Annotated in this window: 22 protein-coding genes and 1 pseudogene; 13 read left to right on the top strand and 10 right to left on the bottom strand. The window is 72.1% G+C overall.

Going from position 1 to position 23,473, the window contains the following annotated elements:
* Positions 1-10: 10 nt before the first annotated feature.
* Positions 11-898, bottom strand: coding sequence for an alpha/beta fold hydrolase (locus ABD899_RS04845; RefSeq protein WP_345202947.1), 888 nt, complete (start codon positions 896-898; stop codon positions 11-13).
* A 94-nt stretch (positions 899-992) separates the two neighbouring features.
* On the opposite strand from ABD899_RS04845, the gene ABD899_RS04850 reads away from it, so the two are divergent.
* Complete coding sequence (locus ABD899_RS04850; protein ID WP_345202949.1) at positions 993-1,613, top strand: TetR/AcrR family transcriptional regulator; 621 nt, start codon at positions 993-995, stop codon at positions 1,611-1,613.
* Positions 1,614-1,985: 372 nt separating this feature from the next.
* Here ABD899_RS04850 and ABD899_RS04855 read toward each other — a convergent pair whose 3' ends face one another.
* The 3 genes from ABD899_RS04855 to ABD899_RS04865 all read right to left on the bottom strand — a co-directional run bounded on the left by ABD899_RS04855 (position 1,986) and on the right by ABD899_RS04865 (position 4,888).
* Entirely contained in the window at positions 1,986-2,447 is a 462-nt protein-coding gene (locus tag ABD899_RS04855) for a hypothetical protein (RefSeq protein ID WP_345202952.1), read from the bottom strand.
* An 81-nt stretch (positions 2,448-2,528) separates the two neighbouring features.
* Positions 2,529-3,563 (bottom strand): hemolysin family protein, encoded by a 1,035-nt coding sequence (locus tag ABD899_RS04860; RefSeq protein ID WP_345202954.1) that lies wholly within the window; start codon positions 3,561-3,563, stop codon positions 2,529-2,531.
* Positions 3,560-4,888, bottom strand: a complete 1,329-nt coding sequence (locus ABD899_RS04865) for a hemolysin family protein (RefSeq protein WP_345202957.1) — start codon at positions 4,886-4,888, stop codon at positions 3,560-3,562. The genes ABD899_RS04860 and ABD899_RS04865 overlap by 4 nt, the downstream gene beginning before the upstream one ends.
* A gap of 132 nt (positions 4,889-5,020) precedes the next feature.
* On the opposite strand from ABD899_RS04865, the gene ABD899_RS04870 reads away from it, so the two are divergent.
* From ABD899_RS04870 to ABD899_RS04890, 5 genes are all read left to right on the top strand, one after another.
* Positions 5,021-5,950 carry an ABC transporter ATP-binding protein gene (locus tag ABD899_RS04870; RefSeq protein ID WP_345202959.1) on the top strand — a complete coding sequence of 310 codons (930 nt, stop codon included), beginning with the start codon at positions 5,021-5,023 and terminating at the stop codon, positions 5,948-5,950.
* Complete coding sequence (locus ABD899_RS04875; RefSeq protein WP_345202961.1) at positions 5,947-6,750, top strand: ABC transporter permease subunit; 804 nt, start codon at positions 5,947-5,949, stop codon at positions 6,748-6,750. Before ABD899_RS04870 ends, ABD899_RS04875 begins: the two co-directional genes overlap by 4 nt.
* 190 nt (positions 6,751-6,940) lie before the next feature.
* Positions 6,941-10,759, top strand: a complete 3,819-nt coding sequence (locus tag ABD899_RS04880) for a multifunctional oxoglutarate decarboxylase/oxoglutarate dehydrogenase thiamine pyrophosphate-binding subunit/dihydrolipoyllysine-residue succinyltransferase subunit (protein WP_345202963.1) — start codon at positions 6,941-6,943, stop codon at positions 10,757-10,759.
* Between the two features lie 27 nt (positions 10,760-10,786).
* Positions 10,787-10,963 carry a DUF6104 family protein gene (locus ABD899_RS04885; RefSeq protein ID WP_345202966.1) on the top strand — a complete coding sequence of 59 codons (177 nt, stop codon included), beginning with the start codon at positions 10,787-10,789 and terminating at the stop codon, positions 10,961-10,963.
* Between the two features lie 8 nt (positions 10,964-10,971).
* The gene (locus tag ABD899_RS04890) at positions 10,972-11,643 is read left to right on the top strand and encodes a GDSL-type esterase/lipase family protein (RefSeq protein ID WP_345202969.1); all 672 of its coding nucleotides are present in this window, start codon (positions 10,972-10,974) and stop codon (positions 11,641-11,643) included.
* 12 nt (positions 11,644-11,655) lie between these two features.
* Here ABD899_RS04890 and ABD899_RS04895 read toward each other — a convergent pair whose 3' ends face one another.
* The 4 genes from ABD899_RS04895 to rfbB all read right to left on the bottom strand — a co-directional run bounded on the left by ABD899_RS04895 (position 11,656) and on the right by rfbB (position 15,442).
* On the bottom strand, positions 11,656-12,507 hold the full coding sequence (locus tag ABD899_RS04895) for an alpha/beta fold hydrolase (protein WP_345202971.1): 852 nt from the start codon (positions 12,505-12,507) through the stop codon (positions 11,656-11,658).
* 91 nt (positions 12,508-12,598) lie between these two features.
* The gene (locus ABD899_RS04900) at positions 12,599-13,567 is read right to left on the bottom strand and encodes a zinc-binding dehydrogenase (RefSeq protein ID WP_345202973.1); all 969 of its coding nucleotides are present in this window, start codon (positions 13,565-13,567) and stop codon (positions 12,599-12,601) included.
* Positions 13,568-13,577: 10 nt separating this feature from the next.
* Positions 13,578-14,435, bottom strand: a complete 858-nt coding sequence (gene rfbD, locus ABD899_RS04905; protein ID WP_345202976.1) for a dTDP-4-dehydrorhamnose reductase — start codon at positions 14,433-14,435, stop codon at positions 13,578-13,580.
* Positions 14,435-15,442: a dTDP-glucose 4,6-dehydratase gene (gene rfbB / locus ABD899_RS04910; protein ID WP_345202978.1), complete on the bottom strand. Its 1,008-nt coding sequence runs from the start codon at positions 15,440-15,442 to the stop codon at positions 14,435-14,437. Before rfbB ends, rfbD begins: the two co-directional genes overlap by 1 nt.
* A gap of 57 nt (positions 15,443-15,499) precedes the next feature.
* On the opposite strand from rfbB, the gene rfbA reads away from it, so the two are divergent.
* Positions 15,500-16,378, top strand: coding sequence for a glucose-1-phosphate thymidylyltransferase RfbA (rfbA, locus tag ABD899_RS04915; protein ID WP_345202981.1), 879 nt, complete (start codon positions 15,500-15,502; stop codon positions 16,376-16,378).
* A complete protein-coding gene (locus ABD899_RS04920) occupies positions 16,378-16,986 on the top strand; it encodes a dTDP-4-dehydrorhamnose 3,5-epimerase family protein (RefSeq protein WP_345202983.1) in 609 nt (202 codons plus the stop codon). Before rfbA ends, ABD899_RS04920 begins: the two co-directional genes overlap by 1 nt.
* Positions 16,987-17,029: 43 nt before the next feature.
* Here ABD899_RS04920 and ABD899_RS04925 read toward each other — a convergent pair whose 3' ends face one another.
* The gene (locus ABD899_RS04925; protein ID WP_345202985.1) at positions 17,030-18,223 is read right to left on the bottom strand and encodes an NAD(P)-dependent malic enzyme; all 1,194 of its coding nucleotides are present in this window, start codon (positions 18,221-18,223) and stop codon (positions 17,030-17,032) included.
* A gap of 400 nt (positions 18,224-18,623) precedes the next feature.
* Between ABD899_RS04925 and ABD899_RS04930 the strand changes: the two genes are divergently transcribed.
* From ABD899_RS04930 to sodN, 5 genes are read left to right on the top strand one after another with little or no spacing between them, the layout of a single operon-like run.
* Positions 18,624-19,538 (top strand): ABC transporter substrate-binding protein, encoded by a 915-nt coding sequence (locus ABD899_RS04930; protein WP_345202989.1) that lies wholly within the window; start codon positions 18,624-18,626, stop codon positions 19,536-19,538.
* Positions 19,539-19,542: 4 nt separating this feature from the next.
* Positions 19,543-20,487, top strand: coding sequence for an amino acid ABC transporter permease (locus tag ABD899_RS04935; RefSeq protein WP_345202992.1), 945 nt, complete (start codon positions 19,543-19,545; stop codon positions 20,485-20,487).
* Entirely contained in the window at positions 20,487-21,416 is a 930-nt protein-coding gene (locus ABD899_RS04940) for an amino acid ABC transporter ATP-binding protein (protein WP_345202994.1), read from the top strand. The genes ABD899_RS04935 and ABD899_RS04940 overlap by 1 nt, the downstream gene beginning before the upstream one ends.
* Positions 21,413-21,763, top strand: coding sequence for a S24 family peptidase (locus ABD899_RS04945; RefSeq protein WP_345202997.1), 351 nt, complete (start codon positions 21,413-21,415; stop codon positions 21,761-21,763). Before ABD899_RS04940 ends, ABD899_RS04945 begins: the two co-directional genes overlap by 4 nt.
* A gap of 44 nt (positions 21,764-21,807) precedes the next feature.
* Entirely contained in the window at positions 21,808-22,203 is a 396-nt protein-coding gene (gene sodN / locus ABD899_RS04950; protein ID WP_345202999.1) for a superoxide dismutase, Ni, read from the top strand.
* A 130-nt stretch (positions 22,204-22,333) separates the two neighbouring features.
* On the opposite strand, the pseudogene ABD899_RS04955 reads toward sodN, so the two are convergent.
* A pseudogene (locus ABD899_RS04955) lies at positions 22,334-23,473 on the bottom strand (hypothetical protein); the annotation flags it as partial.

Consider the following 23,473-nt stretch of genomic DNA (forward strand, 5'->3'; position numbering starts at 1 on the left):
GCGTCGTTCGTCACCGGAGGGTTTCTGGGTCGGGTGGACCCGGCGCCCCCGTCGACTCGCCCACGGCCAGACGCTGCCGTGAGGTGGGGTCGTGCACGTCACCAGCGCATTGGGCCCAGAACCCGCGGATGAGCGTTGTCGTTGCCGTGGGCGCTTCGAGCGGCACGAGGTAGGCGGCGTCGGTCACCACGGCGGCGCGTCCGTTCGGGATCGTCCTGGCGGCGGCCTGCCCCTGAGCTGGGGTGAATCCGGAGTGCTCGCTGCCGGTGACGAGCAGGGTCGGTGAGGTGATCCGGGGCAACAGGTCGGTCAGGTCCTCGCGGCCCAGCGAGATGGACCTGACCGCGTTGCGCAGCATCCGCCGGTTGGCATGCAGCAGGCTTGCGCGCACGAGGTGCACGGCGTCGGGGTCGTTGGCCCGGGTGTGAGCGGATAGCAGGACCTCGGTGACCCCGGAGAGCACCAGCTCGTTGGGGCCGAGTACCCCGTGGACGGCCAGCAGGGGGTAGGTCCGCAGTCGTTCCGTGCGGGACAGGGCCGCCACCGGTGTTCCGAGCGTGACGAGAGACCGGCACCGCCACGCCAGGTCGGCGGCGAACCGCAGCCCCACGTGGCCGCCCCAGGCGTTGCCGACCCAGTCCACCGGGTCGGTGACCGACAGCCGGTCCAGGACCTGCTCGGTCGCGGTGACGCACTCGCGCAGGCTGTACCGGCGTCCGGGGTCCCCGCTCGAACCGTGCCCGGGGCCGTCGATGACCACCAGGCGCCGGTGTTGCGCCAGGGTCGGTGCGACCCGGTCCCAGGACCGGCCATCCATGAACAGGCTCGGCCACAGCACCGCCGTCGGCCCGCTACCGACGACCCGGACCGCCAACGCTCCGAGCGTGGTGTCGATCATCTGTCGATCCGTCATGACTCCTCCAGTTGACAGTGTCTACCCGTAGTATCCGCTGTGGGTTGACAGTGTCAAGAGGGAGAGGGTGGGCACGGCGGTGACGGCGTCCGATGACGAGGACCGGCTCGAGTCGAAGCTGCTGCGGGCCGCCCTGCAGCGGCTGGCGAACATCCCGGCCGAGCAGCTCAGCCTGCGCCGGGTCGCCCACGACGTGGGGGTCAGCCACCAGGCCCCGTACGTCCACTTCGGAAGCCGCAGACGATTCCTGGCAGCCGTGGCCGGGACCGGCATGGCCCAGGCAACAGAGCAGGCCCGAGCGGTGCTCGCGGCAGCCACGGACCGCCCGCCGGATCGGCTGCACGCCCTGGCCGAGGCGTACCTGGCCTTCATCCGCGAGCAGCCGCACCTCCACGACCTCGCGAACGGGCCCACCGTGGCCAAGGCCGACCATCCGCTGCTGCAGCAGGCAGCGATCGAGTACTGGGGCCTGCTCCACGACACCGTCGCGGCCTGCCAGCCGCACCGAACCGCGGAGGCCGAGATCCTGCGACGCGCGGCGGTGACCTGGTCGACGGTGTACGGCATCTCCCGTCTGTCCGCCTTCGGTCAGATCCCCGCCTCCGTGCCCGCCACGGCCGACGAGCTCATCCACGGCGCCATCGACCAGCTCATCGCCGGCTGGCACCACGGCGGCGGCGACCCATCCCAGGACTCGTGAACGAGAGAGGATGGAAGAACACGAAGCGGACGATGGCAGGGTTCGCAGCGGTCATCACCTGCCTTGTCGTCCTACCCGGGCAGACCCGGGCGACCCCGCCGGGCGGGGTGGTCGGCACGCCGCTGATCAGGGGGTCGTTCACCGACGACGTCGACGTGAAGTTCAAGCTCTCATCCGCCGATCGAACGAGGTCGGGTTCGTGCGTCGGCCGGGCCTACCCCGCCGGCACGGCGTTCCTGGACTCGGGAGACGGCCGCGCCCACATCGCCAACAACGAGAGCGGCGTCACGACGGAGACCTCGGTCGTGTACTTCGGCTTCCCGAAGGAGCTTCACCCCGGATCGACGAGCCAGCGCCGGGCAACTGCGACTTCTAACCCCGACGGCGCGAACCGGCGGGCGCTGAGGGTCCCCGCGAGCGGCCCCGGCGGATCCAGGCGAGGGCGAGACCCACCTCGACGAGCCCGATGACTGCGATGACCGGCTGGAGGAAGAAGAAGCGCTGGATGAGCGCGACCTGCACGACGATCCAGAGCACGAGCCCGGCACCGGCGACGACCCCGACCACCCCGGCCCGGGGGTCGCGCCACCCGACGAGCCACGCCGTCGCGAGCTGAGGCAGGGCGACGGTCACGAGCAGGGCCACCCCCGGCCAGGTCCACGTGTCGACCGGGAGGGGGTCGAGCCACTCGCGCGGCATCCCCAGTCCGCTCATGACGAGCCCGACGCCGCCGTAGACCGCGCCGACCCCGACGAACACGAGGAGGGCGAGCAGGCTCGCCCCCTCCCAGCCCTTCGTCCCGGGCACCGCCCACCGGTGAGCCGCCTCGCTCATCGGCACCTCCTCAGGTCATCCCCACCATGGTGCCCCCGGTCTGCGAGCCGACCCCCCGGCTGTCCGCAGGGTCACAGGAGGTCAGCGCTGCGAGCCGTCGGAGACCTCGCCGACGAGCTCCTCGAGGACGTCCTCGAGGAAGACGACCCCGACGACCGAGCCGTCGTCGGCGACGACCCGCGCGAGGTGGGAGCCGGTGGCCTGCATCGTCTCGAGCACCGACTCGACCTCGTCGTCGCGGCGCACGTTCGCCATCCGGCGCACCCGCTTGGCGGGCACCGGCTCGACCCGCTCGCCCTCGTCGGCGTACAGGACGTCCTTGAGGTGGAGGTAGCCGCCGAGGTCGCCGTCGTCGTCGACGACAGGGAAGCGGGAGTAGCCGTGCTTGGCGACGAGCCGCTCGATGTCGCCGGGCGTGGCGCCCCCGCCGACGGTGACGAGCGCGCCAACGGGCACGCCGACGTCGGCGGCGTTCTTGTCGCTGAACTCCAGGGCGGCGCCGAGCCGCTCGTAGTGCTCGTCCTGCACGAGGCCCTCGTGCCGCGACTCGTCGAGGATGTGGGCGACCTCCTCGGCCGTGAAGGCCGTGGCGAGCTCGTCCTTGGGCTCGACGCCGAAGAGCCGGATGAGGGCCTTGGACAGCCAGTCCATCGCGTGGATGATGGGCGCGACGACCCGGGTCACCATGACGAGCGGCGGGACGAGCGCGATCGCGGCCCGTTCGGGGCGGGCGATGGAGATGTTCTTCGGGATCATCTCGCCGTAGACGACGTGGAGGAAGACGATGACCCCGAGCGCGAGCGCGAGCGCAACGACGTCGGCGGCGACCGGCGAGATGCCGACCCCCTCGAAGAGCGGGGTGAGCGCGTGGTGCAGCGCCGCCTCGGAGATCGCGCCGAGCAGGACCGAGCACACGGTGATGCCGAGCTGGCACGTGGCGAGCAGGATGCCGGTGCGCTGCATCGCGTCGAGGGCGATCCGCGCCCCGCGGCTGCCCTGGTCGGCGAGCGGCTCGAGCTGGCTGCGGCGCGCGGACATCGCGGCGAACTCGGCGCCGACGAAGAAGGCGTTGGCCGCGAGGAGGAGCAGGGTGAGCAGGATCGTCGTCACGCTCACGCCGACTCCTCCGTCGCCGGCTGACCGGCATCCGCGGTGGGCGCCAGCCGCAGCCGGTCGACGCGGTGGCCGTCCATGTCGACGACCCGCGCAGTCCACCCGTCGACGGCGACCTCGTCGCCGACGAGCGGGACCCGACCGAGCTCGGCCATGACCCAGCCGCCGATCGTCTCGTAGGAGGGGCCGTCCGGCACCGCCGCACCGACCCGGGCCCGCACCTCGTCGGGCCGCCACAGGCCGGGCACCGTCCACGAGCCGTCCTTGAGCGCCCGACCGGTGGTCTGGGAACGGTCGTGCTCGTCGCTCACCTCGCCGACGATCTCCTCGACGAGGTCCTCGAGGGTGACGACCCCGGACGTGCCACCGTACTCGTCGACGACGACCGCGAGCTGCATCCCGCCCTCGCGCAGCTGGACGAGCAGCGGGTCGAGGCGCAGCGTCTCGGGCACGAGGACCGCGGGCGCCATGAGCGCGGACACCGGCACGTCCGGCCGGCGGTCGAACGGCACCGCGATCGCCTTCTTGACGTGGACGACGCCGTCGATGTCGTCCCAGTCGGACCCCATGACGGGAAAGCGGGAGTGGCCGGTGCGCCGGGCGAGCGCGACGACGTCGGCGGCCGTGGCCGTGCGGTCGATGGCCGTCGCGCGCGAGCGCGGGGTCATGACGTCGGCGGCCGTCTGGTCGGCGAAGCCGAGGGATGCCGTGACGAGCCGGGCGGTGCCGAGGTCGAGGGTGCCGGCCTCCGCCGAGGAGCGTACGAGGGAGGCGAGCTCGGCCGGGCTGCGGGCTGCCGACAGCTCCTCCTGCGGCTCGATGCCCATCGCCCGAAGGGTGCGGTTGGCGACCCCGTTGAGCAGGGCGACCACCGGCTTCGTGGCGATCCCGAACCACCGCACGGGGGCGGCCGACACCTTCGCCGTCGCGAGGGGCAGGGACACGGCGAGCGTCTTGGGCACCATCTCCCCGACGATCATCGAGAACCCGGTGGCGATGACCATCGCGAGCACCGCGGAGGTCGAGCGGGCGACCGACTCCGACAGGCCGAGGTCCTCGAGCGGGCCGCGCAGCAGGGCGCCGATCGACGGGCTCGCGATGAAGCCGAGCACGAGCGTCGTCAGGGTGATGCCGAGCTGGCAGGCCGAGAGCTGGGTCGAGAGCTGCCGATGGGACGCCAGGACGGAGCGGGCCCCCTTCTCGCCGGCGTCGACGGACCGTTGGACCGTGGGGCGGTCCAGGGCGACGAGCGAGAACTCGGCCGCGACGAAGAGGGCCGTCCCCACGGTGAGGACGACCCCGAGGAGCACGAGCAGCCATTCGGTCATGGTCGGCCCATCGTAGGCGCGCGCCGACGGCTCCCCGGCCCACGGGTCCCCCGGGGGCTGCCTGCCCGGGGGGCTGACCCGCGTGCCACGCGAGCCTGCGAGGATCGTGGGCATGACACCACGAGTGAGCGCATGACCACCACGAGCGCCGAGGGAGCGCGGATCGAGATCCGGGGGCTGACCAAGCACTTCGGGCACTTCGTCGCCGTCGACGACCTCTCCTTCGACGTCGAGCCCGGGCGGATCACCGGTTTCCTCGGCCCCAACGGGGCCGGCAAGACGACGACCCTGCGGATGCTCCTCGGGCTCGTGCACCAGAGCAGCGGGACCGCGACCATCGACGGTCACCGCTACGTCGACCTGCCCGACCCCCTGGGCACCGTCGGGGCCGCCCTCGAGGCGACGAACTTCCACCCCGGGCGCAGCGGGCGCGACCACCTGCTCGTCCTCGCCGACGCCGGGTCGGTCCCGCACCGCCGGGTCGACGAGCTGCTCGAGCTGACCGGCATCCCGGCCGCGGCCCGCAAGCGCGCCGGGGAGTACAGCATGGGCATGCGCCAGCGGCTCGGGCTCGCGGCCGCGCTCCTCGGCGACCCGCGCGTGCTCGTGCTCGACGAGCCGTCGAACGGCCTGGACCCCGAGGGCATCCGCTGGCTGCGCGGCTTCCTGCGCCACCTCAGCAGCCAGGGCAAGACGATCCTCATCTCGAGCCACCTGCTGCAGGAGGTCGAGCAGACCGTCGACGAGGTCGTCATCATCGCCAACGGCCGCCTCGTGCGGGCCGGTGCGATGGCCGAGCTCCACGGCGCGCCGGGAGCGGTCGTCCGCACGTCCGACCCGGCCCGGCTCGCCGGTGCGCTGCGCGTGGCCGACGTCACGAGCACCCTCGAGGCCGACGGCACGCTCGTCGCCGACACGACCGACCTGCGGCTCGTCGGCGACGTCGCGCTGCGGGCCGGACTGCCGATCCACGGCCTCGAGCCACGCCGCGCCGACCTCGAGGCGCTGTTCTTCGAGCTCACCGAGGGCACCAACCGCAACGAGGAAGGGGCGAACCGGTGATCCCGGCGATCCGCAGCGAGTTCCGCAAGTTCTTCACGACCCGGCTGTGGTGGGGGATGGCCATCGGCATCTTCCTCGCCGGTGCCGCCTTCGCCGCCCTCTTCGGCTTCCTCCTCACCGGTGACCTGGACGCCGGCGCCGGGGGCCCGGGCGGCATCCCGACCGGCGACGCGACCCAGGTCGCCAACACCGTCTACGTCGGCGGCATCTCGGTCGGCTACCTCCTGCTCCTCACCATCGGGGTGCTCCAGATCGGCTCGGAGTACCGCCACAAGACGATCTCCGGCACCTTCCTGTCCACGCCCCGACGGCTGCAGGCGATGCTCGCGAAGGTCGTCGCCCTCCTCGGGATCGGCGCGGTGTACGGCCTCATCAGCCTCCTCGGGTCGGTGGGCGTCGGCGCCGTCGTCCTCAGCCTGCGCGACCAGGACGCCTTCCCCTCCTCGACGATCCTGCGCACCCTCGCGCTCAGCCTGCTCGTCCTCGGGCTGTGGGCCCTCATCGGCCTGGGCATCGGCATCCTCATCCCCAACCAGGTCGCCGCGCTGCTCATCGGCATCGGTGTCGCCTGGATCGTCGAGCCCCTCCTCGGCTTCGCCATGACGTTCTGGGAGTTCGGCCGCGAGAACATCGCGCAGTTCCTCCCGTCGTCGGCGACGAACGCCGTCATCGACGCGGTGCAGAACAGCCCCGACGAGGTGCGCCTCGAGTGGTGGGCGGCCGCCCTCGTGCTCGCCGCGTACGCCGCCCTGCTCGCCGGGTTCGGCATCTGGCGCACGACCCGGGCCGACATCACCTGACGGCGGGCGGGCCGTCGGCGACGGCGGGCGGGCCGCCGACGACGGCGGCCGGTCCGCGGGGCGCCCGGCGGACCGGCCGCCGCACGCCGTGCACCGCTCGCCCGTCCGACCGTGTCGGGCGCCTCGAGCGGGGATAGTCTTGGGGGGGTACCCACCTTCGCAGACGAGCCCAGAAAGAGGCGCATCCTCCGTGGCCGAGCAGTCCCCGTCCAGCGACCCCCTGACCTCCTTCGGACCGAACGAGTGGCTGGTCGACGAGCTGTACGAGCAGTACCTCAAGGACAAGAACAGCGTCGACCGGGCGTGGTGGGACTTCTTCCGGGACTACGAGCCCGGCGAGGCGGCCCTCGGTCGCGGTGCGGCCGCGGCGGCGAACCGCGCGGCCCCGTCGGGCAACGGGGCCCCCGCCCCCGCCCCCGCGGCGGGACCCGCGCCGGCACCGGCAGCGACCCCGAGGCCCGCGCCGGCACCGGCGCCCGCACCGCGTCCCCAGGCCAGGGAGGCGGCGCCGTCGCGTCCCGAGCCCGCCCCGGCATCCACCCCGAAGCCGCGCGAGGCCGAGGCGCCGAGGGCGGCCGGGCCGCTCGGCGACGCGACCCACACCCCGATCCGCGGCGCGAGTGCCCGCGTCGTGACGAACATGGAGAGCTCGCTCGAGGTCCCCACCGCGACGTCGGTGCGGGCCGTGCCCGCGAAGCTGCTCATCGACAACCGCATCGTCATCAACAACCACCTCGCCCGCAGCCGCGGCGGCAAGGTCAGCTTCACGCACATCATCGGCTTCGCCCTCGTCAAGGCGCTCGGCGCCATGCCCGAGATGAACGCCGGGTTCGGCCACGACGACCGGGGCAAGCCGGTCCTCGTGACCCCCGCCCACGTCAACCTCGGCCTGGCCATCGACCTCGCGAAGCCCGACGGCACCCGACAGCTGCTCGTGCCGTCGATCAAGGCCGCGGAGACGATGGACTTCGCCCACTTCTGGACCGCCTACGAGGAGATGGTCAAGAAGGCCCGGGGCGGCAAGCTCACCGTCGAGGACTTCCAGGGCACGACGATCTCGCTCACGAACCCCGGCACCATCGGCACGGTGCACTCCGTGCCGCGCCTCATGCAGGGCCAGGGCACGATCGTCGGCGTCGGCGCGCTCGAGTACCCGGCGGAGTGGGCCGGCGCGAGCCTGGAGACGCTCAACCGCAACGCCGTGAGCAAGATCCTCACGCTGACGAGCACCTACGACCACCGCATCATCCAGGGCGCCCAGTCCGGCGACTTCCTGCGCTTCGTCCACGCGCTCCTCCTCGGCGAGCACGGCTTCTACGACGAGATCTTCGAGAGCCTGCGCATCCCCTACGAGCCGATCCGCTGGGTCCAGGACGTCGACACCTCCCACGACGACGACATCAACAAGGTCGCCCGCGTCCAGGAGCTCATCCACGCCTACCGCGTGCGCGGCCACCTCATGGCCGACACCGACCCGCTCGAGTACAAGCAGCGCCGCCACCAGGACCTCGACGTCACGACCCACGGCCTCACCCTGTGGGACCTCGACCGCACCTTCGCCACCGGCGGCTTCGGCGGCCAGCCCTTCCTCAAGCTGAGGAAGATCCTCGGCATCCTGCGCGACTCGTACTGCCGCACGATCGGCGTCGAGTACATGCACATCCAGGACCCCGAGCAGCGCGAGTGGATCCAGTCCAAGATCGAGGTCGGCTACGCCAAGACGACCCGCGACGAGCAGCTGCGCATCCTGCGCCGGCTCAACGCTGCCGAGGCCTTCGAGACCTTCCTCCAGACCAAGTTCGTCGGCCAGAAGCGCTTCTCGCTCGAGGGCGGCGAGTCGGTCATCGCGCTGCTCGACCGCATCCTGTCGCGCGCCGCCGAGGACGACCTCGACGAGGTCTGCATCGGGATGCCGCACCGCGGCCGCCTCAACGTCCTCGCCAACATCGCGGGCAAGTCCTACGGCCAGATCTTCCGCGAGTTCGAAGGCAAGCAGGACCCCCGCTCGGTCCAGGGCTCGGGCGATGTCAAGTACCACCTCGGCACCGAGGGCACCTTCACCGGCGAGAACGGTGCGACGACGAAGGTCTACCTCGCGGCCAACCCGTCGCACCTCGAGGCGGTCAACCCGGTGCTCGAGGGGATCGTGCGGGCCAAGCAGGACCGCCTCAACCTCGCCGGCGAGGACTTCACCGTGCTGCCCGTGCTCATGCACGGTGACGCGGCGTTCGCGGGCCAGGGCGTCGTCGCCGAGACCCTCAACCTCTCGCAGCTGCGCGGCTACCGCACCGGCGGCACCGTGCACGTCGTCATCAACAACCAGGTCGGCTTCACGACCTCGCCGAGCAGCTCGCGCTCCTCGACGTACTCGACGGACGTCGCCCGGATGATCCAGGCGCCGATCTTCCACGTCAACGGCGACGACCCCGAGGCGTGCGTCCGGGTCGCCGAGCTCGCCTACGAGTTCCGCAAGGAGTTCCACAAGGACGTCGTCGTCGACATGGTCTGCTACCGCCGCCGCGGCCACAACGAGGGCGACGACCCGTCGATGACCCAGCCGCTCATGTACAACCTCATCGAGGCCAAGCGCAGCGTGCGAAAGCTCTACACCGAGTCGCTCATCGGCCGCGGTGACATCACGGTCGAGGACGCCGGGGCGGCCCTGCGCGACTACCAGCAGCAGCTCGAGCGGGTCTTCGTCGAGACCAAGGCCGCGCTCAAGGAGGCCGAGCAGGAGGCCGCGGACACGAGCTACTCCGGCACCGACGTCGAGGGGCACACCGGCCTCGAGCCGCCGGCGGCCCAGAGCCGGGGCGCGGACCGCACGACCCACTCCTCCACCGAGACCGCGATCAGCGTCGAGGCCCTGCACCGGCTCGGCGACGCGTTCGTCGACATCCCGGAGGGCTTCACGGTCCACCCGAAGCTGCGCCAGATGCTCGAGAAGCGTGCCGCCAGCACGCGCGAGGGCGGCATCGACTGGGGCACCGGCGAGCTCATCGCGTTCGGGTCGATGCTCCTCGAGGGCACCCCGGTCCGCCTCGCGGGCCAGGACAGCCGGCGCGGCACGTTCGTGCAGCGCCACGCGGTGCTCATCGACAAGGAGAACGCCGCCGAGTGGACCCCGCTGCTCTACCTCGGGGAGGGCCAGGGCAAGTTCTGGGTCTACGACAGCCTGTTGTCCGAGTTCGCCGCGATGGGCTTCGAGTACGGCTACTCCGTCGAGCGCCCCGACGCCCTCGTGCTGTGGGAGGCGCAGTTCGGCGACTTCTTCAACGGCGCACAGACCATCGTCGACGAGTTCATCTCGAGCTCGGAGCAGAAGTGGGGCCAGCGCTCCTCGGTCGTCCTGCTCCTCCCCCACGGCTACGAGGGCCAGGGCCCGGACCACTCGTCGGCCCGCATCGAGCGCTTCCTCACGATGTGCGCCGAGGGCAACATGACGGTCGCCTACCCCTCGACCCCCGCCTCGTACTTCCACCTGCTGCGACGCCAGGCCTACGCCCGGCCGCGCCGCCCGCTCATCGTCTTCACGCCGAAGTCGATGCTGCGCCTCAAGGCGGCCAGCTCCGCGCCCGAGGACTTCACGAGCGGTGGCTTCCGCCCGGTCGTGCCCGACACCGAGGGCGCGACGAGCGGCGAGGTGACCCGCGTGCTCATCGCGGCCGGCAAGGTCGTCTACGACCTCCTCGCCGAGCGCGAGAAGCGCGGCGACACGTCGACGGCCATCCTGCGGCTCGAGCAGTACTACCCGCTGCCCGCCGCCGACCTCGCGCAGCAGCTCGCGAGGTACCCGGGCGCGGAGGTCGTCATCGTGCAGGACGAGCCGAGGAACCAAGGCGCCTGGCCCTTCCTCGCGCTCAACCTGCCCGAGGCCCTGGCCGCCTTCGACGAGAACCGCGGGCTCAACGTCGTCTCCCGTGCCGCGTCGGCCTCGCCGGCCACCGGCTCGACGAAGAAGCACCAGGTCGAGCAGGAGGAGCTCATCGCGCGGGCCTTCGACCGCTGAACGGCCCGGGACGGGTAGCCTCGCAGCGTGTACTTCACCGACCGCGGCATCGAGGAGCTGCAGACCCGCCGTGGTGACGAGGAGGTCACCCTCGACTGGCTGGCCGAGCAGCTGCGCACCTTCGTCGACCTCAACCCCGACTTCGAGGTGCCCATCGAGCGGCTCGCCACGTGGCTCGCCCGCCTCGACGACGAGGACGAGTGACGAGACCGATGCCTGAGCAGCACCCGGATGCCGGCCCCGCGCCGATCGAGTTCCGCCCGAGCGCCGACGCGCAGGTCGTCCCCGAGGGGGCGCGCGACCTCGCCCTCGTCTTCCTCGGGTCCTCCCTCGTCGCCGGGGTCGGCGACCCCAAGGGGCAGGGCTGGGTGACCCGGGTCGTCGGGCGTACCCAGCACCCGGACCTCGAGCTCACCGCCTACAATCTCGGGGTGCGCGGCGACACCTCGGCCGACGTGCTGCACCGGTGGACCACGGAGGTCCCGCTGCGCTGGGCCGGGCGCACCGAACGACGGGTCGTCGTCTCGGTGGGTACGGACGACGTGCTCGGAGGGGTCTCCCTGGCCCGGCACCGCCTCAACCTCGCGAACCTGCTCGACGACGCCGCGGCCTCGGGGGTCGGCACCTTCGTCGTCAGCCCGCCCCCGACCGACGACCCGGAGGTCGACGCGCGGCTCGAGGTGCTCGTCGACGCCCAGGCCGACGTCTGCTCGCGGCGGGCGGTCCCGTTCGTCGACTGCTATGCCCCGCTGCAGGGCCACGACCAGTGGCGCACCGACCTCGCGGCGAGCCGGGTCCCGCACCACCCGGGGCAGGCCGGCTACGGCCTCATCGCCTGGCTCGTGCTCCACCACGGCTGGGCGGAGTGGCTCCAGATCTCCTGACCCCGCCCCGCCTCACCCGGTGGTCGTGACGAACTCCCGCACGAGGTCCGCGAACCGGTCGGGGTCGTCGAGGTGCGGGAAGTGCCCCGCACCCTGGAACAGCTCGACCCGGCACCCCTCGATCGAGGATGTCGCCGAGGCGGCGTGCCACGCCGGGATGAGCCGGTCGCGCGTCCCCCACACGACGAGGGTGGGGATGGGGTCGACCTCCGGGAGGTAGTCGTGCGCCGTCACGCTCTGCCCGCCCGGGTCGATGACCGCGCGGGTCGTCGCGAGGAAGGCGCGCCGGGTGTCGGCGTCACCGAGCGAGGTGAACCCCCGCCACACCTGGGTGATGTCCGAGCCCGGCTGCATGCCCAGCTTCTGGAGCGCCCGCCCTGCCGTGGCCAGGCGGTCGCGCATCCACCCGGACGCGATGACGGGCAGCACGTACTCGGCACCGGGCAGGGTCGCCGACCGCAGCAACGCGCTGACCTCGCGCCCCAGGCCACCGCTCGAGACGAGGACGAGCCTGTCGACGCGCTCGGGGAAGAGGTACGAGAAGACCATCGCGATGCCGCCACCGAGCGAGTGCCCGATGAGGGTGACCCGCTCGATGTCGAGGCGGTCGAGCAGGTCGCGCAGGGTCGCGGCGTGCGCCCCGAGCGAGTAGTCACCGATCGGCTTGGCCGACTCCCCGTGGCCGAACAGGTCGGGGACGACGACCCGGTGGTTGTCGTCGAGGCGGTCGACGAGGTGGGCCCACTGCTGCTGGCTCCCGAGCAGCCCGTGGATGAACATCAGGGCCGGCCCGCTGCCGCTGTCGGTGTAGGAGAACTCGTGGCCGTGCAGGATCACCGTGCGCTCGGCCGGGGTCGCGCTCACGGGGGCTCCTCGGGTGGGCGGGGCGAACAGGGCCACGTTACCCCTCGGTAGGGGATGGGTCCACCCAGCGTGGTGCGGGCCACAGCCGACGTCAGACCGTGAAGACGACCTTTCCGCTCACCGTGCCCGCGACCATCCGCTCGAAGCCCTCGCGCGCGCGGGTCAGCGGGAGCACCGAGTCGACGAGGGGCTCGACGCCCGCGTCGACGACGAACCGGGTCAGCCGCTCCAGCTCGGTGCGGGTGCCCATCGTCGAGCCGACGACACGCAGCTGCTTGAAGTAGATCTTCGTCAGCTCGGCCTTCGCCGGCGCGTCGCCGGACGTCGCGCCCGAGATGACGATCGTCCCGCCGGGACGCAGGCTGTTGACCGAGTGGGACCACGTCGCGGCTCCGACCGTCTCCATGACCGCGTCGACGCGCTCCGGCATCCGAGCGCCGGCCTCGAAGGCACGGTCCGCACCGAGCGCGACGGCCTGCTCCCCCCTCGCCTCGTCCCGGCTCGTCACCCACATGCGCAGCCCGGCCGCGGCGCCGAGCTGGACGAGTGCCGTGGCGACGCCCCCGGCGGCCCCCTGGACGAGCACCGTGCCGCCCGGCTGCACGCCGGCGTTCGTGAACAGCATCCGGTATGCCGTGAGCCACGCGGTCGGCAGGCAGGCGGCGTGCTCCCACGACAGGCCGGCCGGCTTCGCGACGACGTTGCGGCGCGGCACGGTGACGACCTCGGCGAGGGTGCCGTCGTGCACCTCGGACAGCAGGCTGCGCCGGGGGTCGAGGGTCTCGTCGCCGGCCCAGTCGGGGGAGGCGACGACGGCGTGGACGACGACCTCGCGCCCCTCGTCGTCGATCCCGGCACCGTCGCAGCCGAGCACCATCGGCAGCCGGTCGGCGGGCAGACCGACCCCGCGCAGCGACCAGACGTCGTGGTGGTTCAGGGCCGCCGTGCGCAGCCGCACGGTCGTCCAGCCGTCGGGGGCGACGGGCTCGGGTCGCTCCCCCACCTCGAGCCCGGAGAGCGGGTCGGTGGCGGACTGGCTGGTGCAGGTCACGGCGAGCATGGCCCCGACCCTACGACGAGCCGGCCAGGACGGTGCCAGAGGCGCGGTGCAGCGCGTCGCGCCAGTGCGGCAGCGGCGCCAGCCCGGCGGCATCCCACATGTCGTGCGAGAGCACGCTGTACGCCGGCCGGGGGGCCGGCAGGGGGTAGTCCTGCGTCGCGATCGGGTCGACCCGCTCGGGGTCGAGGCCGAGCTCGTCGAGCACCGCCCGGGCCAGCTCGAACCACGAGCACTCCCCTGCCGACGTGCCGTGCCAGATGCCGAACGGCGCCCCGGCGTCGACGATGCGCACGATGCCCTCGGCGAGGTCGACCGTCCACGTCGGCTGGCCGACCTGGTCGGCGACGACGGTGAGGCGGTCACGCTCCGCGGCGAGGCGGCCCATGGTCGCCGGGAAGTTCTTGCCACCGGCGCCGTAGAGCCAGGCGGTCCGCACGATCCACGACCGCGGGCACTCGGCGCGCACCGCCCACTCGCCGGCGGCCTTGGTCCGCCCGTACGCGGAGGCCGGGGCCACCGGCGCATCCGCCGGGTAGGGCTCGCGGACCTCGCCGGCGACGACGTAGTCGGTCGAGAGCTGGACCATCGAGGCCCCCGCGGCGCGGGCGGCCCGCGCGAGGTTCGCGGCCCCCACCGCGTTGACGGCGAAGGCGCGCGCCTCGTCGGACTCGGCGGCGTCGACGGCGGTGTAGGCGGCGCAGTTGACGACGACGTCGTGGCCGCCCACCTGCTCCGCGCACTGGGCAGGGTCGAGGATGTCGAGCCCGGGCAGGTCGGCCCGGGTCACCTCGTGCCCGGCCTGCGCGAGCACGGTGCACAGGTCCTGGCCGAGCATGCCGGCGGCGCCGGCGACGAACCAGCGGGCCATCAGGGAGCCACGACCTGCTGGGTGCGGGCGTACCTCGCCTCCGTCGCGTCCTTCATCGGGCGCCACCAGGCCTCGTTGTCCCGGTACCAGTCGATCGTGGCCGCGAGCCCCTCGCGGAAGCTGCCGTAGCGGGGGGCCCAGCCGAGCTCGGTGCGCAGGCGGCCCGCCTCGATGGCGTACCGCAGGTCGTGGCCGGCGCGGTCGGTGACGTGGTCGTACGCGTCGGGGTCCTGGCCCATGAGCTCGAGGATGAGCCGCACGACGTCGCGGTTGTTGACCTCGCCGTCGGCGCCGATGAGGTAGGTCTCGCCGATGGTGCCGCGGTCGACGATCGTCCAGACGGCCTCGTTGTGGTCGTCGACGTGGATCCAGTCGCGCACGTTGAGACCGGCACCGTAGAGCTTGGGCCGCACCCCGTCGATGACGTTGGTGACCTGGCGCGGGATGAACTTCTCGACGTGCTGGCGCGGGCCGTAGTTGTTCGAGCAGTTCGAGATCGTGGCCCGCAGGCCGAAGGAGCGCACCCAGGCCCGCACGAGCAGGTCGGAACCGGCCTTCGTCGACGAGTACGGCGAGCTCGGGTTGTACGGGGTGTCCTCGGTGAACTTCTTCGGGTCGTCGAGCTCGAGGTCGCCGTAGACCTCGTCGGTCGAGATGTGGTGGTAGCGCACGTCGTGCCGCCGCGCCGCTTCGAGGAGGGCGAAGGTGCCGATGAGGTTCGTGCGCACGAAGGGGCTCGGGTCCTCGAGGGAGTTGTCGTTGTGCGACTCCGCCGCGAAGTGCACGACCACGTCGGCGTCGGCCACGAGGCGGTCAACGAGGGGGGCGTCGGCAACGTCGCCCTCGACGAAGGTGACCCGGTCCATCACGCCCGCGAGGGACGCCGTCGACCCCGCGTACGTCAGGGCATCGAGCACCGTGACCTCGACCTCGGGGCGGGTCGCGAGGGTCAGGTGGACGAAGTTGCTGCCGATGAACCCGGCTCCACCCGTGACGAGTACCTTCATGGCCGCAAGGGTAGTGCGGGAGCCGGGCCCCTCCCCAAACCGATAGGCTCGCGCCCCATGAAGGGCATCATCCTCGCCGGTGGATCGGGCACCCGGCTGCACCCCATCACGCGGGGCATCTCCAAGCAACTGATGCCGATCTACGACAAGCCGATGGTCTACTACCCCCTGTCCACGCTCATGATGGCCGGCATCCGCGAGGTGCTCGTCATCACGACACCGCAGGACCTCGAGCAGTTCGAGCGGCTGCTCGGCGACGGCCGCCGGTGGGGCATCGAGATCTCCTACGCCGTGCAGCCCAGCCCGGACGGCCTCGCGCAGGCCTTCCTCATCGGCGCCGACTTCATCGGCGACGACACGGTGGCCCTCGTGCTCGGCGACAACATCTTCCACGGCACCGGCCTCGGCACCGCCCTGCGCGGGCTGACCGACGTGCGGGGTGGTCACGTCTTCGCGCACCACGTGAGCGACCCGAGCGCCTACGGCGTCGTCGAGTTCGACGACGACGGCACCGTGCTCTCCATCGAGGAGAAGCCGGCGGACCCCCGGTCCGACTACGCCGTCCCGGGGCTGTACTTCTACGACAACGACGTCGTCGAGATCGCCCGCCACCTCACCCCGAGTGCCCGCGGCGAGCTCGAGATCACCGCGGTCAACGACACGTACCTGCGTCGCGGGGAGCTCACGGTCACCGTGCTGCCCCGGGGCACGGCCTGGTTCGACACCGGCACGTTCGAGGGCCTCATGGACGCGAGCCAGTTCGTCCACGTCGTCGAGGCGCGACAGGGCTACAAGATCGGATGCGTCGAGGAGATCGCCTGGCGGGCCGGCTGGATCGACGACGACGCGTTCCGCCGGCTCGGCGACGAGCTCGTCAAGTCGGGCTACGGCGCCTACATCCACACGTGCCTGTCCCGCGGGCGGTCCGGCCGCTGATGGAGATCCGCCCCCTGACCATCGACGGCGCGTTCGTCGTGACCCCCCGCCAGTTCCGCGACGACCGGGGGGTCTTCCTCGAGTCCTTCCGCGGCGACCGGCTCGCGGAGCACCTCGGCCACCGCCCCGACATCGTCCAGACCAACGTCTCGGTCTCCGCGCGGGGAACGGTGCGCGGCATCCACTTCGCCGACGTCCCTCCCGGCCAGGGCAAGTACGTCACGGCCCTCACCGGGTCGCTCGTCGACTACGTCGTCGACATCCGGGTCGGGTCGCCCAGCTTCGGGCGGTGGGAGGCCGTGCCGCTCGACACCGTCGACCGGCGCGCCGTCTACCTCTCCGAGGGGCTCGGCCACGCGTTCTGCGCGCTCGAGGACGGCACGACGGCGATGTACCTGTGCACGGCGACGTACAACCCGGCGGGCGAGCACGGCATCCACCCGCTCGACCCGGCCGTGGGGCTCGGCCTCCCCGACGGCGTGACGGCCCTGCTGTCGCCCAAGGACGACGCCGCGCCCTCGCTCGATGAGGCCGGGGCCGCCGGTCTGCTGCCGACGTATGCCGGGTGCACGGCCCACGCGGCGTCGCTCGCCGCCCGCCGGGCCTGAGCCGACCTAGCGGCCTGGGCCGACCTACCCGGCCTGGGCCGACCTACCCGAGCACGGGTCGCTCGCGGTGGCCGGCCGTGGGCGCCAGCTCGCGCACGGCGGCCGCGACCGCCTCGGCGACCCCCTCCTGGAAGACCGACGGCACGATGCGGTCCACCGTGGGCTCCTCGACGAGGTCCGCGATGGCCCGCGCCGCGGCGAGCTTCATCGCCTCGGTGATCTGGGTGGCCCCTGCGTCGAGGGCCCCCCGGAAGATGCCGGGGAAGGCGAGGACGTTGTTGATCTGGTTCGGGAAGTCCGACCGACCCGTCGCGACGATCGCCGCGTGCCGGCGGGCGACCTCGGGGTGCACCTCCGGCGTGGGGTTGGCGAGGGCGAACACCATCGCATCGGGGGCCATGAGGGCGACCTCGTGCTCGGGCACCGTGCCTCCCGACACGCCGACGAAGACGTCGGCGCCCTCGAGCGCCGTCGCCAGTCGTCCCGACAACCCCCGGGGGTTCGTCGACGCCGCGAGCCGGCTCTTGTGCCCGGTCAGGTCCTGGCGGGCCGGCACGAGGATGCCGCGCGAGTCGCACACGACGACGTCACGCACGCCCGCCCGCTGGAGCAGACGGGTCACGGCGACCCCCGCCGCGCCTGCCCCCGAGACGACGACGCGCAGGTCGGCGAGGGCACGGCCGAGCACCGCGACGGCGTTCATCAGGCCCGCGAGCACGACGATCGCCGTGCCGTGCTGGTCGTCGTGGAAGACCGGGATGTCGAGACGCTCCTTGAGCTGCTCCTCGATGTCGAAGCACCGCGGTGCCGAGATGTCCTCGAGGTTGATGCCGCCGAAGGACGGCGCGATCCGGGCGATGGCCTCGACGAGCTCGTCGACCGAGCCCGACTCCATGACGACGGGGATGGCGTCGATCCCGGCGAAGTGCTTGAAGAGCACGGCCTTGCCCTCCATGACCGGCATGGCCCCGAGGGGACCGATGTCCCCGAGGCCGAGCACGGCGGTGCCGTCGCTGATGACGGCGACCGTGTTCCCCCGCGCCGTGTAGCGCGTGGACAGGGCGGGGTCCGCGGCGATGGCGAGTGACACCTCGGCGACCCCGGGGGTGTAGAGGAGCGACAGGTCGTCGCGGTCCCGCAGCGGCTTCGTCGCGTGTACCCCCAGCTTGCCGCCCTCGTGAGCGCGGAACACCGGGCTCTCCGGGTCGACGTAGGGGACGTGGGGCGACGCGGCCATCGGGGCAGCTCCTCGGGGGGTGGCACGGGGCCCACCAGCGGGGGCGGGGGCCAGGGGTGCGGATCCGAGGGGGGTGCCACTCGGTCGTTCGCGGGGCGCGGGGTGGCCGCGGCAGGCGGCCATCATGGCACGGCCGCCGCACTCGCGACAGGCTGCCCGGTGTGACGCCCGTCGCGCGACCACCGTCGCCGTCGGCGGGTTGCGGGCCGCGACGTAGTCGCGTCGCGGCCGCTGCCCGCGCGGGCCGCGGGAGCGCCGCGCGGGGACGAGGGCGGTGACGCGCGGGAACAACTGTTATCGGTGTGTGACGCACGTGACGCCGCTCGGTGGCAGGATCGGCCTCGTACCCGCGCCCCGGACCCCCAACTCCCCTCCCGGCGCGCCTCCTGAAAGGACCCTCATGTTCCGCACCCGCGCGCTGGCGGTGGCCGCCCTGGCATCGACCGCACTCGCCCTGACCGCCTGTGGGTCAGACTCCCTCTCCGAGGACGAGTCCGACTCGACCCCCGCCGCCTCGGTGAGCGCGCCCGCCGTTGACGAGGCCCTCGCCGCCAAGCTCCCCGAGAGCATCAAGAGCGCCGGCAAGATCGTCATCGGCACCGACGCCACCTACCAGCCCAACGAGTTCCTCGACACCGACGGCAAGACCGTCATCGGCATGGACGTCGACCTGTTCGACGCCGTCATGGCCAAGTTCGGCGTCAAGACCGAGTGGGTCCCGTCGGCCTTCGACGCGATCATCCTCGGCGTCCAGAGCGGCAAGTACGACGTCGGCGTCTCGAGCTTCACCATCAACCCGGAGCGCATGGAGCAGGCCACGATGGTCAGCTACTTCAAGGCCGGCACCCAGTGGGTGACCCAGAAGGGCAACCCGAAGGGCATCAACCCCGACGACGCCTGCGGCAAGAACGTCGCCGTCCAGAAGGGGACGGTGCAGGCCGACGTCGACCTCCCGGCCCGCCAGAAGGCGTGCACCGACGCCGGCAAGCCGGAGATCAACGTCCTCGTCGACGCCGACCAGGCCAAGGTCACCGCGACGGTCCAGTCCGGCAAGGCCGACGCGATGCTCGTCGACCTCCCGCCGGCCATCGCCGCCGTCGACGGTACGGGCGGCGCCCTCGAGCTGCTCGGCGAGCAGTACGACTCCGCCCCGTACGGCTACGTCCTCAAGAAGGAGGACACGGCGTTCGGCGAGGCCATCGTCGAGGCCCTCAAGCAGCTCGAGTCCGAGGGCACCTACCTGCAGATCCTCACGAAGTGGAAGACCGAGGGCGGCGCCATCAGCGACTTCGCCGTGAACCCGACGGTGTCCTGACACCATGACGTCGACGACGCAGGACCGGCCGGGCCCCATCGAGGCCCGGCCGGTCCGGCATCCCTGGCGATGGGTGGCCATGGTCGTCATCGCGGTGCTCGCCGCGATGCTCTTCAGCTCGTTCCTCACGAACGACAACTGGAACTTCCCGTTCGCGTTCGAGATCATGCAGCAGAGCCCGGTCATCGAGGGCCTGTGGAAGGGCACGATCTTCGGGACCGTCGGGGCCATGATCGTCGGCATCGGGCTGGGCATCCTGCTCGCCGTGATGCGCCTGTCGGCCAACCCGGTGCTGCGCGGCGTCGCGTTCGTCTACACGTGGTTCTTCCGGGCGATTCCCCGCTACGTGCTGCTCGTGCTGCTCGGCACGGGCCTGGTCTTCCTCTACCCGGTCTTCGACATCGGGGTGCCCTTCGGTCAGCAGCTCGCCGGGGCGCTCGGGCTCGAGGGCGACCTCACCTTCGCGCAGTTCGACTACCGCAGCCTGTCGAGCACGATCTGGGTCGGCATCGTCGGCCTCGGGCTCTCGGAGGCGGCCTACATGGCCGAGATCGCGCGCGCCGGCATCCTGTCGGTCGACAAGGGCCAGTCCGAGGCCGCCCAGGCACTGGGGATGCCGCCCGGCAAGACGATGCGACGCATCGTCCTCCCCCAGGCCATGCGGGTCATCGTGCCACCGACCGGCAACGAGACCATCGCCATGGTCAAGGACACCTCGCTGCTCATCGCCGTGCCCGTCATCGTCGAGCTGTTCTACCAGTCGTACCAGTTCGGCCAGCGCACCTTCCAGATCATGCCCGGCATCGTCGCGGCGACGCTGTGGTACCTCATCGTGTGCTCGATCCTCATGGTCGGCCAGTCCTACCTCGAGCGGTACTTCGGCCGAGGCTTCGGCGCGGTCCCCAAGAAGACCCAGCAGAAGCTCACCAAGATCGGGGCCGACCACTGATGGCGCAGACCACTCCCCAGGGCGTCGACCGCGGGCAGCCCCTCGTCCACGCCGTCAACGTCACGAAGGCCTTCCACGGCACCGAGGTGCTCAAGGGCATCGACATGGACGTCCACCGCGGCGAGGTCGTCGTGCTCCTCGGCCCGTCGGGGTCGGGCAAGACGACCTTCCTGCGGTGCATCAACCAGCTCGAGACGATCGACGGCGGCCGGATCTGGGTCGACGGTGACCTCATGGGCTACGAGGACCGCGGTGGCACGCTCCACCGCCTCACCGACAAGCGGATCGCGGCCCAGCGCCGCGACATCGGGATGTGCTTCCAGCGCTTCAACCTCTTCCCGCACAAGACCGTGCTCGAGAACGTCATCGAGGCGCCGAGACAGGTCAAGGGGGTGTCGAAGGGCGCCGCCACGGAGAAGGCGCTCGAGCTGCTCGCCCAGGTCGGCCTCGAGGACAAGCCGGCCGCCTACCCGGCGCAGCTCTCGGGCGGCCAGCAGCAGCGGGTCGCCATCGCGCGAGCCCTCGCCATGGACCCCAAGCTCATGCTCTTCGACGAGCCCACGAGCGCACTCGACCCGGAACTCGTCGGCGAGGTGCTCAAGGTCATGCGCGACCTGGCCCAGGGCGGCATGACGATGATCGTCGTCACCCACGAGATGGGCTTCGCGCGCGAGGTCGCCGACCGGGTCGTCTTCATGGATGCCGGCGTCGTCGTCGAGGAGGGTCCGCCCGCCCAGGTCATCGGCAACCCCCAGCACAACCGCACCCGGGCCTTCCTGTCGCGCATGCGTCAGGAGGAGGCCGCCCACGCCGAGGCGATCGTCGCGACCGTCACCACGAACGCGGAGGTGCTCGCCGCGGCTGCGGCACTGGCGGAGGAGGAGGAGCGCGCGGGCCGCTCGCCGGACGAGGACCAGCGCGCCCGGTGACCCGCGGCCGCCAGGGGCGCGCCCGGATGCCGCGTCCCGCGCTCGTGCGGGTCCGTGGACGCTCGATGATGCCCACCTACCAGGACGGCGACGTGCTGCTCGTGCTCCGGGGCGCACGACCGCGTCCCGGGCGGGTCGCGGTCGTGCGGCTCCCGCCGGACGCCCACGGCATCCCGAGACCACTGTCGGTCAAGCGGGTCCGCGGAGCCGATCCCGACGACCCGGACCGGTGGTGGGTCGACTCCGACAACGCGGCCGAGGGTGTGACGTCCTTCGACGTCGGGTCGCTGGCCGACGAGGACGTCGTGGCGGTCGCCGTCGGGATGGTGTGGCGCCCGCTGGGGTAGGTTGAGCGAGACCGTACGTCCCCCCACCTCAGGAGAGAGAGACCATGCTGTCCCTGTTCCGCATCACCGACGTCTCGGCACACTGCGACCTGCCCTGCGGCGTCTACGACCCCGCCCAGGCCCGCATCGAGGCGGAGTCCATCAAGGCGATCATCGCCAAGGTCGCGGACAACGACGACCCCGACTTCCGCACCCGGGCGATCCTCATCAAGGAGCAGCGGTCCGAGCTCGTGAAGCACCACCTCTGGGTGCTGTGGACCGACTACTTCAAGGCACCGCACTTCGAGAAGTACCCCGAGCTGCACACCCTGTTCAACGAGGCCACCAAGCTCGCCGGCGCCTCCGGCACCAAGGGTGAGCTCGACGCCGCCAAGGCCGACGAGCTGCTTGCCAAGATCGACGAGATCGCGCGCATCTTCGCGGAGACCAAGAAGGCCTGACGCCACGACACGACCCCGCGGGGCATCCTCGACGATGTGTCGAGGGCGCCCCGCGGCCGTTGTTCCCGGGCGTCCGGTACGGCTGGCATGAGCACCTCCGCCATGGGCAGCACCGCGGCGCCACCGACGCTCAGGCCGGCCGACGGAGGGTGTCCGCCCGCTCGGGGTCGCCGGCTCGCTGGGAGCGCCGTGCGTCGGACTCCGTGGCGGGTGTGGCGGGGACGGAGGAGTGCTCGGCGCCGAGGTCCTGGTCGTCTGCGGGCCGGGGGATGTCCGGGCCGGGCGCCGCGTCCCAGCCCCACCCGGTGATCGGCGGCGCGGTGGAGCGGTAGGGGTGCCCGGTCGGGGTCGTCACCTCGACCTGCCGCGGCCGGTTCCGTCCCGACAGGCCGTCGTCGATGACCCGCACCGACCACCCCGGGGCCTCCTTGACCTGGTTGCACCTCGCGCACCGCCCGTCGCCGTTGCCGTACCCGGTCACCCCGCCGGCCCGGGCCGGGTGGGCGTGGTCGGCGTGCACGATCGGGGCCTGGCACCACGGGGTGGTGCACACGTCGTCGCGCAGCACCAGCATCCGGCGCAGCAACCCCGAGAACGTGCGCCGTCGTGAGTCCATGCCGACCAGGTCGCGCCCGTCCGGGCTGGTGTACAGGCGCCGCAGCCACACCCGCGCCACCCGCGAACCCGCCTCTCCCGTGCGGGCCGGGGTTCCCTGGCCGGTGCCGACGGCGGACCCGGGCGCCGGTGGGTGCGAACGCTCGAGCGGCGCGCTGGGGCCAGGCCGCGCACGCCCAGACGACGGCCCACCACGCGGTGGCCTGCCCGGCGGCTGCCCACGCCGGGGTCGAGCCCGGGCGTCCCCGGCACCCGCAGCTGGGTCGGGCAAGGCCGTTTGCGGCTCGTCGTCGTCACGTCCAGCCTCATCGCACCCGGCGTCGTCTGGTGCATCGTCGTCAGCGTCGTCGCTCAGGGCGTCCAGGACGGGCTCGTCGAGCCCGGTGTCCTCACGTGCAGCGTCCTCGGTCGCCCCGTCGGGCACGGGCTCGTCGGGCACGTGGTCGTCGGGCACGGTGTCGTCACCTGCGGCGTCGTCGGGTTCGTCCTCGTCCTCGTCGTCGGGGTCGAGGTTCTCGCGCAGCCAGGCCCGGGCGATCGGGGCGGGCACACTGCCGTGGCCGGGGATACGGGCCGGTTCGTTGACCGAGCGTTTGGGATCCCCGACCCCGAACAACGCCATGTCGGTGATCACCAGGTGCACCTCCACCGCAGT

The organism is Fodinibacter luteus (assembly GCF_039541575.1).
Classification (GTDB): Bacteria; Actinomycetota; Actinomycetes; order Actinomycetales; family Dermatophilaceae; genus Fodinibacter; species Fodinibacter luteus.

Excerpts from the sequence above, each read along its gene's own strand:
- ABD899_RS04865 (WP_345202957.1), bottom strand. The coding sequence starts at position 4,888 with ATGACCGAATGGCTGCTCGTGCTCCTCGGGGTCGTCCTCACCGTGGGG.
- rfbA (WP_345202981.1), top strand. The coding sequence starts at position 15,500 with ATGAAGGGCATCATCCTCGCCGGTGGATCGGGCACCCGGCTGCACCCC.
- ABD899_RS04900 (WP_345202973.1), bottom strand. The coding sequence starts at position 13,567 with ATGCTCGCCGTGACCTGCACCAGCCAGTCCGCCACCGACCCGCTCTCC.
- ABD899_RS04890 (WP_345202969.1), top strand. The coding sequence starts at position 10,972 with ATGCCTGAGCAGCACCCGGATGCCGGCCCCGCGCCGATCGAGTTCCGC.
- rfbB (WP_345202978.1), bottom strand. The coding sequence starts at position 15,442 with ATGAAGGTACTCGTCACGGGTGGAGCCGGGTTCATCGGCAGCAACTTC.
- ABD899_RS04935 (WP_345202992.1), top strand. The coding sequence starts at position 19,543 with ATGACGTCGACGACGCAGGACCGGCCGGGCCCCATCGAGGCCCGGCCG.
- ABD899_RS04845 (WP_345202947.1), bottom strand. The coding sequence starts at position 898 with ATGATCGACACCACGCTCGGAGCGTTGGCGGTCCGGGTCGTCGGTAGC.
- rfbD (WP_345202976.1), bottom strand. The coding sequence starts at position 14,435 with ATGGCCCGCTGGTTCGTCGCCGGCGCCGCCGGCATGCTCGGCCAGGAC.
- sodN (WP_345202999.1), top strand. The coding sequence starts at position 21,808 with ATGCTGTCCCTGTTCCGCATCACCGACGTCTCGGCACACTGCGACCTG.
- ABD899_RS04930 (WP_345202989.1), top strand. The coding sequence starts at position 18,624 with ATGTTCCGCACCCGCGCGCTGGCGGTGGCCGCCCTGGCATCGACCGCA.
- ABD899_RS04870 (WP_345202959.1), top strand. The coding sequence starts at position 5,021 with ATGACCACCACGAGCGCCGAGGGAGCGCGGATCGAGATCCGGGGGCTG.
- ABD899_RS04925 (WP_345202985.1), bottom strand. The coding sequence starts at position 18,223 with ATGGCCGCGTCGCCCCACGTCCCCTACGTCGACCCGGAGAGCCCGGTG.
- ABD899_RS04940 (WP_345202994.1), top strand. The coding sequence starts at position 20,487 with ATGGCGCAGACCACTCCCCAGGGCGTCGACCGCGGGCAGCCCCTCGTC.
- ABD899_RS04920 (WP_345202983.1), top strand. The coding sequence starts at position 16,378 with ATGGAGATCCGCCCCCTGACCATCGACGGCGCGTTCGTCGTGACCCCC.
- ABD899_RS04855 (WP_345202952.1), bottom strand. The coding sequence starts at position 2,447 with ATGAGCGAGGCGGCTCACCGGTGGGCGGTGCCCGGGACGAAGGGCTGG.